Source organism: Pedobacter miscanthi, from assembly GCF_003315595.1.
GTDB classification, from domain to species: Bacteria; Bacteroidota; Bacteroidia; order Sphingobacteriales; family Sphingobacteriaceae; genus Pedobacter; species Pedobacter miscanthi.
Genome location: NZ_QNQU01000036.1, coordinates 38100 through 49890, shown reverse-complemented (window position 1 = coordinate 49890; position 11791 = coordinate 38100). Strand labels below are relative to the sequence as shown.

Below are 11791 nucleotides of genomic sequence, written 5' to 3'. Positions count from 1 at the left end.
TTCTACTCCTTAAATTAAGATCAAAACAAATCTAAAGGACGTATCGTGGGGGATTTTTTCTTGGTGTCAGATGTTACCATCTGACACCAAGATTAATTTATTTAATCTGATTTTCAAAAGCTCATTAACATTTAAACAAAGTCAGATGGTAACATCTGACTTCACACTACGCTAAAACATCCTCTTTCAGCGCCTCTGCGGCAGGATTAACCAAGGTGCCAATCAGTTCCGGAACCGGAACATCAGTGCTTTCGCTGTAACCATGGGTTAACAACCTTACCCTGTTAATGCAAACCCTGATAAATTCTGGCACAAAAAGGTCGAATTTTTCGAATTTTGCCGATAATTCAGGGTTTTCCTGCTGAAATTCTAAAATTACATCAGCAACCTGACGCCAGAACTGTTTTTCGTCCATCCCTACATAACTGTGGAAAATATTGCCTAAGTACCTGAAAACTGCATCGAATATGCCCGAAAGGATAAATAATGGTGCCAGTTCGTCGTTAATTTCCCTTAAAACGTCGACAAGGTCATTCGGTAATTTCGCTTTCGTTTCTTCTGTTAATACAATTTCTTCCACAAAATCTTTAATGATAATGCGCTCCGGAACACCATTTTTCATGACCAGAATCGTGTTTTCACCATGCGGACTAAAGAAAAAGGCATGTTTATAAAAAATTCTCAATACCGGTTTCAGATAAGCAGATAAATAAGCGTTTAACCAGCTTGAAGCATCTAATCCCGATTTTTCAATCAGTGCCTGCACCATACTTTTACCATTATCATCTACATAAAGTAAACTGGCCATCGTCATGATGTTTTCGCCTTCCAGCAGGTAATTTTCAGCACTTTCGCGCCAAATGGCACCTAAAAATTCCTGGTATTGGTATGGAGATCCCGGAATTTCACTGTATTGCGGGTGGGTATAAGCTACCGTAGCTACTTCGCCCAAAAGTACAACACGTGTTTGTTTCAGGTATTCATCACCCTGCAGCATGTCTTTTGCCCATTGCGTAACTTTTGGTGCAATGGCTAGTTTTTTAGGCGATAATCCCCTGAAAATAGAGGTATTTAATATCGAAATCGCCGTTTTTACATAATGTTTTTTAGGTTCACTCACGTTAAAAAAAGTACGGATGCTGTTCTGGCACATGTATTCGTCGTTACCAACTCCAACAGGTACAATTAGCTGATGGGCAATGTCGTGCGCCAGCTGCAATACAATTTTATTGTTCCACTGCCATTCGTGTACTGGGATAAAGAAATAATCTTCTGGGTTTAATTCCTGCTGGATGAGCACCTGATTAAAATCGTGAACCTGTTTTAAACTCAATTCTTCATTGTAGAAAGAGAACGAAGAAATGCTTTCGATGCTTTTAAACTGCGCCCTTGATTGGTGTACCGCCAACCAGGCCAGTTGTGTTTTTTGTGCCGCTTCTGGCGCATATTTCCCCTGGTCGTTGTGGTTAAAGCCAATACGGCCTTTATTGATGGTTGCCCATGGATGACCGTCCATTTGATGTTCAATCGTCTGGTAATCGGCATTGGCCAGTTCATCGGCGGTTAACCTGCCTTTTTCGTGGATATAGGCATCAGCATATAAAGTATTTAGCGTTTCTTCGATAAAATGGGCGAGGGTAAAGGGTTTAATACCGAAAGTTTGCTGCAGTTCGGAATAAAAGGCAGGGGCATTGTTTACCGCTACACTTTCGTCGTTTACAAACTTTTTAATACTTTGTTTGTCAATATGCAGGTAATCCAAAGCACGCTGCTGACCAGAGAAAGTATAATAAATTTCCTCATTATCGGTGGCTAAACGGAAATCGAGAACACCATCTTCGTTTGTATTCACAAGTGTTGGTTCTGCCAGTTTTTCGTGCATCAGTTCCACGATCGATTTTGCAATATAGTTTAGGTTTACCTTATCCCAAACTTCTTTTTTTAAGGGTTTTATATGGTTAAAATTGTTGTAACTCATGGTATTTATTTTTTAAGTTGTTAGTCCGGATTTGTAATCCGGACTTGTTTTACCCCGGATTTCAAATCCGGTTCTCAATGGTCCCGATTGCAAATCGGGACCAACGTGGTCTGTCATCCTGAGCTTGTCGAAGGACCAACCCTAGCTTTTAAGGCGTTTCGACAGGCTCAACGTGACAGCTTCTGACTTCAAACTCAGTTTTCGATTTGTCATCCTGAGCTTGTCGAAGGACCAACCCTAGCTTTTAAGGCGTTTCGACAGGCTCAACGTGACAGCTTCTGACTTCAAACTCAGTTTTCGATTTGTCATCCTGAGCTTGTCGAAGGACCAACCCTAGCTTTTAAGGCGTTTCGACAGGCTCAACGTGACAGCTTCTGACTTCAAACTCAGTTTTCGATTTGTCATCCTGAGTCTTTCGAAGGGCCTCTTCCTCTCCATTTACACTAAACTGCTGGAAAGCGATCCGTTTTTCTACCGGATAGATTTCGAAACCTAAAATGGCGTTGATGATAGATGCATTGCGATAAGCACCCATACCCAAATCTGGCGTTACAAAGCCGTGAGTATGCAGTTCGGCGTTTTGCACAAAGATTTCGTTTCCATTTACATCAATGGCATAATTGCGGTGCACCTGAAAAAGTCCATCGGCATTGCGTGTTATACGGTCGTTAATGGCAGATAAAAATCTTGGCTCGTTATATTTATAACCCGTTGCCAATACCACAGCATCTGTATCAACTGTAAAATCTTTTTCGCTTTCGGTATGATAAAAATCGAGCTGATAACTACCATCCTTGTTCACCGTTAGGTTGTTTAACTGGCAGTTCGGCATTAGTTCGGCATTGATTTTTTCGCTATCAACGCTTAATTCATATAGTTTATCAAAAATCTGGTTAATCAGTTCGAAATTGATCCCTTTAAACAAAGAATTTTGTTTGCTTAAAAGTTGTTTCCGTTTAGCATCGCTTAAATTGTAAAAATGATCTACATATTCAGGCGAAGTAAGTTCTAAAGTCAACTTCGAATATTCCATTGGGAAAAAGCGATCCGGGCGGGTAAACCATTTCAGTTTTAAACCATTTTCCGTTTCAGGCAACAGATCGTAGAAAATTTCTGCGGCACTCTGTCCTGAGCCGATAACCGTTACTGTTTTTTGTTCCAGTAAAGTCTGTTTAAACTTTAAATATTCCGACGAGTGTATCGCATATTGATGAACGGTTGGATCAATAAAAGCAGGTACTTTAGGCGCAGTTCCTGTTCCGAGCACTATTTTTTTTGCGAAAATAATCTCTTTAGCTCCGGTGGCCTGATCTATTTTTTCAATTTGATAAATGCCGTCAGCATAGTTTATATTGCTTACTTTTTGCCCAAAATGGCAGTTTTTTAAATGGGTAATGGCCCATTTACAATAGGCGTTATATTCTTTGCGTAGCACAAAAAAATCTTCCCTGATGTAGAATTTATAGAGGCGATCGGTTTGTTTCAGATAGTTTAAAAAGCTGTACGGACTGGTTGGATCGGCCATGGTAACCAGGTCGGCCATAAAAGGCACCTGTAAAGTGGCATCGCTCAACATCATGCCCGGGTGCCAGTTAAATTCGCTCGCCTGATCCAAAAATAAAGTAGATAAGCTTTCTATCGGTGCACATAAAGCGGCAAGGCCCAGGTTAAAGGGACCTATACCGATGCCTATAATGTCGTATGTTTTCTGTTCCTGCATCTTAAATTTCCTCCGCTTCAAACTGTCCCAATTTAATCATGGCATGTGCTTTGGCTTCAGGATATTTATCCCAATACCAGTCGCGGTAACAAAAAGTTAGGTTGGCCATTTTATAAGGCATCTGGATTACTTTCTCCAATTTGAAACCTAATCTGGTTACAAAAATGTGCATCGCCCGGCTTTCAACTGCGGCCTCACCGATACATTTACCCACTTCTGGTTGTTCGAAAATAAAGTCCATCAAAGCCTGACCAGTTTCGAAACTGAATTTTTTGTCCTTATCCGTAGGGGCAATCAGTAAATGTGCGCCATAATCAGTCATAAGGGCTTCATAACAGGCACCCACACCATCGCGCATTGGCCAGTAAGGCTCAATGGTGAAAGTTGGTTCACCGTTTATTTCACCTATAAAACTGTGCGAAGCATCGTTTGGTAACAGCGTTCTGTAAAATAACTCCAGGCCTTTAATCGGACCATCCATTTTCCAGATCGGTTTAGCGTGTTCCTGGTTAAACCAATCGTGCACCATTTCCAGATCGCGGTCTATATTGAACGGACGGATGTTAATCGTTACGTTTTCTTTAGGGAAAAACCTGCTGTACAGCACCTCTTTTGTTTGTGGTTTAATCAGGTTTTCGGAGAAAAAATATTTAGCCAATGGGTTCGGGAACTCACGGTAAATAGCCGGATTATCGATAGGAGCACTGGCTTCGTCGATGTTGCAAAGATTGGTTAATAAATTGCCTTTTACTTCCCAGCTGCGGCGGTTAATGATATAATCAACCAGACCGGTAGTATCGCTGTTTTCGAATTGTTTAAATTCCAGGTAAACCAGGTCGATCAGCGTTTTCTCATCTGCTAAACCATTGCTGGCGATGGCATTAACTACCCCCAAAATGTTGTTGATGAGCAAGTAATAAGTGAGTTTAGGAATAATATAATCATTCGGAACAATTGATCCGCTTTCGGCAGCAATGCCATGATAAACGGCTTCTAATGATTCTGCTTTGGCATCGCTGAAGAAATAACCCTGATTATCCCTGAAATAGAATTTGGCTGGATAAAAATCCTTATCCAGTTCCAGCATCACATTTTGCTGGTGAAACTCGAAAGCCATTCCATAATTGTTGTAAAGGCCAACAATTGGTGCCACACAAAGGTGAAGGTATTGTTTAAACCAGTTAACAGCGGTGTATGCAACTGTTTTGTTTTTATTGATCGACGCTTCCTCAAGTACGTGTGCAATCCTTGGTTTCTGCCCCAGTAAGCCATCCTGGCAAAGCGCCGCCAATAAACTTACATTTTTCTCTGCATCTTCTCCCTTGAAAGGATTATGCCTGATGCTGATGTTAAAACCATCAATGGTTTCACCCTGATAGTTTACGGTGATAAATGCAGGGTCGGTAATAAATTCAATTTCCGGAAATTCGGCTTTGGCTGCTTTGCCGTATTCTGTTTTCAACAATTTACTTACATCATAACCACGGTGAAGCTCTCTTACCAGGTTAACCCGCTGTGAGTTGGTGATTTTTACATGTAAGGAAAACTTCAGCATCCAATCGCTGGTTGCGTTGTAAACAGTTCTTACCGAAGAAGTTGGAGTGTAAGATTCTCCAAAACAGCCCAGGTAGAACAATAATTTTTCATCTTCCATGGCCTGCACGGTTGGCAATGTTAGCAGATAATCCGCCTCCCAGGGGTGCATGGGTACTACTTTATAATTGGGATGCTGATCCAATAAAGCAATCAAATCTGCATTTCCACTATCTAAGAGTTCAATCCTGAAAAGATCGGTAATATCGAAACCTTCTGCATTTTTCTCAATAATGTTTTTTGCAGCAATTAAAAAATATGCCAGTTGGAATTGTCCCTGAGTTTCTGGTGAAAATTTGAAAAGTTCTTCCTTATTGTTAAAGCCCGACCGGCCTTTTGGCAGTGGATGGGCGTTGTGGCCTAAAAATAAAGATTGCTCTGCCTCAATAAATTTCATTTTAGGGAAATTTACCGGTTTTCCATTCTGTTTAAAATAAGTCAGAAATGATTCCAGGTTTTCAACGCTGTTGGTTAAACGTTCGTTAACAATTGCAGCATCGGCATTGGGGAACTCTTCGGCACTGAACTGGATGGCCAGCTCCATAAAGCGGTAAATACTGATCGGGTTGATCGCATCTGTAGCGATGTTGCGTTCAATTACCGGGAAATTAAATACATGCCGGCCACTATCAGCATAAAATTTTAAAGGTGCATATACTTCGAAACCGATAGCACTGAAATCGAACCGGATATGCATCCGGTCGGTAGTGGTAATCAGGTAGTCGGCCAGTGGCGCATCGTATTTCGGTATGCCGACGTATCGACTCCAGTTATTAAATTCGCGGCAGTAACTGTTTAGGAGTGCATTAAAGTTAGTTTCTTCTGAAATCTGCTGGAGCAAGGTTGAGTCTAACGTATTCATTTCCGTGTTTTTTAATAATTTTAATAATGTTTTCAATATCGCTAAGCGTGGTTAGCGGGTTCAGTAGTGTAAACTTGAGGTAGAATTGCTGATTGATTTTAGTGCCAGCAACCAGGGCTTTTCCTTCGTTAAACATGGCTTTTTTGATGTAATGATTCATGGCGCAGACATTTAAAACCAAATTTTTCGGGCGGTAGCGGAAAACCAGTGCGCTGATATCCGATTCGTTCATCAGTTCAAAATTGCTGTCGGCATGTAACCGGTCGGCAATCTGGGCAGCGGTTTCAATAATGGTGTCGAAATAACCTCCCAATTTCTTCCTGCCCATCATCCTGAGTGTAAACCAAAGTTTTAAGGCATCGAACCTTCGCGTGGTTTGTATCGATTTATTCACCTGGTTTGGCAAACCATCTTCATCATGGTCTTTAGGATTCAGGTAATCAGCATGGTGGGTAATCAGGTTGAAATATTTTTTATCGTTCACTAAAAAACCACTGCTGCTTACCGGCTGGAAGAAAGATTTATGGTAATCAACCGTAACCGAATGGGCCAGTTCAATGCCATTGAGTAAACTCCGGTATTTATCGGTTAATAATAACCCACAGCCATAAGCCGCATCGATATGGAACCAGGTGTTGTATTTTTTACTGATGTGGGCAAGTTCTTTCAATGGATCTACATTTCCGAAATCGGTGGTACCTGCCGTACCCACCACAGCAATCGGAATGTTGCCCTGCGCAATTTCCCTTTTAATGGCATCTTCGAGTAAAACCGTATTCATCCTGAAACTGCGGTCCGTTTTAATTTTGATCACCGATTTTTCGCCCAGACCCAGCAATGAAGCATTTTTCTGGATGCTGAAATGTGCTTTCTCCGAAACAAAAATCCGGAACTTCGAAGCTTCCGCAGGTAAACCGTTTAGTTTAATGTCGTGGTTTAAAACCGTAACGGCATAATAATCACGTGCCAGTAAAAGTCCCATTAAATTACTTTGGGTACCGCCACTGGTAAAAATGCCGTCTGCTTTTTTGCTATAACCAATCTGATCGCAGGTCCATTCAATCAGTTTCTGCTCGATCAATGTTCCGCCTGCACTTTGGTCCCAGGTATCAATAGATGAATTGATCGACGAAATCATCACCTCGGCGGCAACAGCCGGAATTACAATAGGGCAATTTAAATGGGCAATGTAGGCGGGATGGTGGAAAGCAACTGCGTGGTTCGTATAAAGTTCTTCCACTTCTTTAAGCAGCGAATCGTAATTGTCGTGCGTTTTTTCAAATTCAACTGCATCAAATAAGGGCCTTAACTGGGCAGGAGTTACTCCGCTAAATGGCTTTTGATTGTTGTGCAGGAATTTTTTTACCGCCTGGGTAACCTTACCCACCGCGTGGAGGTATTCTTCTTCGTTTTCGTGGTGAAAGATTTCCTTCGTCGGACTTTCCGTGAGGAAATCTATAAGCTCATGTTTTTCGAGGTCTGATGCAAACATTAGTTTTTCAATTTTTCAAAATTTAAGTTTAAAAAGGCAATAAACGACCAGCTGTAAAGCCAGTATTGTATGAATAATTAGTTAGCAGAATGCTTTGAACTTGGTCATCGTTTTTAACGAAATATTCCGGGAGCTAAGTTATGTGTTTATTTAGATTGATTAAAAATAATGTTTAAAATATTTTTAACATATTGTTGGTAAGTGTTTTATGTGCGTTTTATCAAATATTTGAATCGCCTGTTCAACAAAAAAATTGTTTATTTTATTTGGATTTAATCTAAATTAATGATTGATTTGCGCAAAAAAATAATCATTAATGAAGAATCTATACTTAATTGCAATCTTAATCTGTGGATTTATCCTTACAGGTAAAGCACAAACCGTAACGGGTAAGGTGCTTGGAGAAACTGCTCCCTTAGCCGGGGCAAATATTAAAGTGGAAGGGAAGGGCACCTCTGCCACCACAAATGCAGATGGTACTTTCGAATTAAAATTAACTGAAGGGGCTTACGTTTTGCAGGTAAGTTATGTAGGTTATACCACTGTATTACAAAAAGTTAATTTAGCTAATAGCCAAACGGTTAACTTAACCCTTAGCTTAAGCCCAACCTCAAATATGCAGGAGGTTGTGGTGGTTTCATCACGTAAACCAACCAAAATCAGCGAAATACCTGGTACCGTTTGGGTGGTAGATGGTGCAAAAATCCAGGAGCAGGCAAGGGCAGGTATTCCTTTAAAGCAAACTTTGGCGCAATTGATCCCGAGTTTAGATGCCGGCCCCGAAGGACGTACGAATTATGGCCAAAACCAGCGTGGCAGAGATGCATTGGTGATGATTGATGGGGTATCGTTAAACAGTACCCGTGGGGTTAGCCGTCAGTTCGAATCGATTGATCCTTTTAACATTGAGCGTATTGAGGTTTTATCTGGTGCAAGTGCCGTTTATGGCGGCGGTGCAACAGGTGGTATCATCAATATCATCACTAAAAAAGGGCAGGATAGTCAGCCGAGTTTTACTACACAGGTTGGCGTTCGCAGCGGATTGAAAGAGAAAAGTGATCATGATGTACGTGTAGCTCAAGCCATTTCGGGCGGTAGCAAAGATTGGAACGGACGTATCGGTATTGCTTTCCAGAAAAACAATGCGGCTTATGGTGCAGACGGAAAACAGATTTTTACCGACATCACCCAAACTGATTTACAATATAACCAATCGTTCGATTTCTTCGGAAGTACCGAATTTAAACTAACCGATTATCAAAAAATAACGGTAAACGGTCAGTATTATAATTCGGGTTACCGCGGAGATAAAGACTTGTTTTTAGGCACAAACTACGCTGGTTTGTTATCAAATCCGGCAGTTTTGGAAATGAGAAATGGTTATTCATCGGACGTTGATCCTAAAACAAGCAGGGCAAATATCAATGCCAACTATCAGGCAAGCGAAATTTTAGGCGGACAAACACTTTATATCCAGGCAGCTGCCAGAAATGAGCAGTTTAGCTTCCACCCGTTCCCGGGTCAGGCGGCTATACCAGGTGTACTTTACAGCGGTTCATCCATCCAGAATACCAATTACAGCGCCTTAAAACTGGTATTGAATAAAGACTGGAACAGGGTAAACCTTACCTACGGTGTAGATGCCGACAACGAAAACTTTAATGCCCAGCAAGCCTTGTTTGATAGGGTAAAGGCTGCAACATCAGGCGGACTTACCAATGCAACGGTGGCAACCATTGCGCGTTATCCTAATTTCAGGGTGAACGGTTTATCTGGCTTTTTACAGGCACAGGTTAAAGTAACTGACTTTTTAAGTTTATCAGGAGGTGTGCGTCAGCAACGTATGTTTGTTAAAGTTGGCGATTTTGTGGGTACTACAGCTTCAGTGCCTTTGGCTTATGGCGTAGGCAGAACAGCTACACCAATTGCGGGTGGTAAAAACCATTACGATGTAAACCTGCTAAACGGTGGTTTAGTGGTAAAAATCAACGCGCCACAACAGGTTTGGGTTAACTTTTCGCAAGGCTTTAACTTGGCCGATCCGGCAAAATATTACGGACAGGGAAGTTATACTTTGGTAGGTACCAACTTTAATTTGGGTAACTCTATCAATGTGGCCAGTTCTCCTTTAACGGGTATTAAAACAGAACAATACGAAGCCGGCTACCGTTACCGTACAGGTATATTTAATGCACAGGTAGCTGGTTTTTATGCTGTATCTGATAAAAACGTGAAAACCAACAGCACTTTCAATATTGAAGTTTTTGACGAAAAAGTAAGAAATATCGGTGTTGAAGGTTCATTATCTCTAAACCTGAAAAATGGTTTCGAGGCAGGAGCAAACGGTTTGTATATTAAAACCCAGAAACAGAATACAGATGGAACCTGGTCTTTACAAGATGTTACCGTGGCTAGTCCATCCAAACTGGCTGGTTATTTAGGCTATAATGGAAAAGTATTCGGCTTAAAAGCACAGATTTTCCATTCATTTGATTCGAAAGGTATTTCTGTTGTTCAAAATAAGCCGGTAGAATATGAGTTAAAAGGATACACCACTGTTGATTTATTGGGATCGGTTAAAATATTCACCGGAAGCTTATCAATTGGTGTACAAAATCTGTTGAATAAAGAGTATCAGACGATCTGGAGTCAACGTTCACAGTATCTGTATGCTGCTTTAGCCAAAAAAGAAACTTTTTATTATGCAGGCCGCGGCCGTACGTATAATTTAACGTATACGCTTAATTACTAACTCACGCGATCGTCATGCTGAATTTATTTCAGTATCTTTCTTGCAAGATAGACCCTGAAATGAATTCAGGGTGACGGATTAGATTTTAAACAACAAATGCCCCAATCTGGGGCATTTGTTGTTTATTTTCTCTTCAGTTCAATCACCGTAATCTCCGGCCAGATCCCGATCCGGCCTGAAAAACCAAGGAAACCAAAACCGCGGTTCACATTTAAATAGCGGCCATTTTCGGTTTTAATGCCTGCCCAGTGTTTGTAACGGTATTTTACCGGGCTCCATTTAATCCCGAAAGCTTCGATTCCGAATTGCATGCCGTGCGTATGGCCTGCTAAGGATAGCTGGATTTTAGAAGGATAGTTTTTTACCTGTGCATCCCAATGCGATGGGTCGTGAGATAAAAGAATTTTAAAATCATTCACATTTGTATTTTGAAGCGCTTTATTCAGATCGCCGCGTTCCCCGAAACCGATTCCCCAGTTTTCTATTCCTGCAAGGATAATTTTCTCACCGTTTTTATGCAACTCTACATGTTCATCCAGTAAAAGTTTAAAGCCCAGTTCTTTGTGGTAAGCTTTCAGTTGGTTTAAATTCCTGATTTTATCTGCTTCACTGGGCCATTTGATATAATCGCCATAATCGTGGTTGCCGAGAACAGAAAACTGTCCAAACGGAGCTTTAATCTGCGAAAAATGACCGATATAAGGCACAATTTCCGAAGAGGCATTGTTCACCAAATCTCCGGTGAAAACAAAGAGGTCGCTTTTTTGAGCGTTAATCATGTCGATTCCCTTTTGTACTGCTTTGGGGTTGGTAAAACTCCCCGCATGTACATCAGAAATTTGTGTGAGTGTAAAGCCATCAAAAGCGGCGGGTAGATCGTCGAAATACAACGTATGTTTAATTACGCGATAGGCATATTTACCCTGGGTAATGCCATAGGCAAATAAAGCGATGGTTAAACAGAACATGATAAAAGCAAAATCGACCCAATAGCTGCTGCGGCCAGCAATATGAAAGCCTCCCGGTTCAAAATTAGTGGCTAAGCCAATAAGTAAGCGGTAAATATCGCCAAGGAGCAGAAAAAAAGCGAAAACAATTTCTGAGGCAAAAACAATCAAAAAAGCGTGACTAACAATCTGAAAGAACTTATTTATTCCCTGAATCCGCATTTGTTGAATGGCGAAAAACAAGGCAAAAGTTAAACCGATAATAAATACCCAGAATATTGGGCTAAGCAAACTTGATTGATTAATGGTGCCCAGGCCCGATAATACATAGGCATTTAAGGCAAAAAATATAATTGCAACTATCAGGAGCGGCAATAGATTGAGTTTTCTTCTCATTGTTAAAAATCTGTAATCAGTATATGTGGTAAAAATAGAATTTAAACGAAT

At 40.9% G+C, this 11791-nt stretch carries 6 protein-coding genes; 1 reads left to right on the top strand and 5 read right to left on the bottom strand.

All coding sequences use genetic code 11. The features are described from left to right. Positions 1 to 166: 166 nt before the first annotated feature. The 4 genes from DRW42_RS26585 to DRW42_RS26570 form a co-directional block, all read right to left on the bottom strand. Positions 167 to 1978 carry an IucA/IucC family protein gene (locus DRW42_RS26585; protein WP_113951892.1) on the bottom strand — a complete coding sequence of 604 codons (1812 nt, stop codon included), beginning with the start codon at positions 1976 to 1978 and terminating at the stop codon, positions 167 to 169. A gap of 340 nt (positions 1979 to 2318) precedes the next feature. After that, positions 2319 to 3698: a lysine N(6)-hydroxylase/L-ornithine N(5)-oxygenase family protein gene (locus DRW42_RS26580; RefSeq protein ID WP_113951891.1), complete on the bottom strand. Its 1380-nt coding sequence runs from the start codon at positions 3696 to 3698 to the stop codon at positions 2319 to 2321. Between the two features lies 1 nt (position 3699). After that, positions 3700 to 6153 carry a GNAT family N-acetyltransferase gene (locus DRW42_RS26575; RefSeq protein ID WP_113951894.1) on the bottom strand — a complete coding sequence of 818 codons (2454 nt, stop codon included), beginning with the start codon at positions 6151 to 6153 and terminating at the stop codon, positions 3700 to 3702. Further along, positions 6104 to 7645 carry a pyridoxal phosphate-dependent decarboxylase family protein gene (locus DRW42_RS26570; protein WP_113951890.1) on the bottom strand — a complete coding sequence of 514 codons (1542 nt, stop codon included), beginning with the start codon at positions 7643 to 7645 and terminating at the stop codon, positions 6104 to 6106. Before DRW42_RS26570 ends, DRW42_RS26575 begins: the two co-directional genes overlap by 50 nt. Before the next feature lie 316 nt (positions 7646 to 7961). On the opposite strand from DRW42_RS26570, the gene DRW42_RS26565 reads away from it, so the two are divergent. After that, positions 7962 to 10397 (top strand): TonB-dependent receptor, encoded by a 2436-nt coding sequence (locus tag DRW42_RS26565; protein WP_113951889.1) that lies wholly within the window; start codon positions 7962 to 7964, stop codon positions 10395 to 10397. Positions 10398 to 10519: 122 nt separating this feature from the next. On the opposite strand, the gene DRW42_RS26560 is transcribed toward DRW42_RS26565, so the two are convergent. Further along, positions 10520 to 11740, bottom strand: a complete 1221-nt coding sequence (locus DRW42_RS26560) for a metallophosphoesterase (protein ID WP_167437829.1) — start codon at positions 11738 to 11740, stop codon at positions 10520 to 10522. Positions 11741 to 11791: the final 51 nt, after the last annotated feature.

Bases quoted from the DNA above. Each gene is read 5' to 3' on its own strand.
- DRW42_RS26585 (WP_113951892.1), bottom strand. From the start codon at position 1,978: ATGAGTTACAACAATTTTAACCATATAAAACCCTTAAAAAAAGAAGTT.
- DRW42_RS26580 (WP_113951891.1), bottom strand. From the start codon at position 3,698: ATGCAGGAACAGAAAACATACGACATTATAGGCATCGGTATAGGTCCC.
- DRW42_RS26575 (WP_113951894.1), bottom strand. From the start codon at position 6,153: ATGAATACGTTAGACTCAACCTTGCTCCAGCAGATTTCAGAAGAAACT.
- DRW42_RS26570 (WP_113951890.1), bottom strand. From the start codon at position 7,645: ATGTTTGCATCAGACCTCGAAAAACATGAGCTTATAGATTTCCTCACG.
- DRW42_RS26565 (WP_113951889.1), top strand. From the start codon at position 7,962: ATGAAGAATCTATACTTAATTGCAATCTTAATCTGTGGATTTATCCTT.
- DRW42_RS26560 (WP_167437829.1), bottom strand. From the start codon at position 11,740: ATGAGAAGAAAACTCAATCTATTGCCGCTCCTGATAGTTGCAATTATA.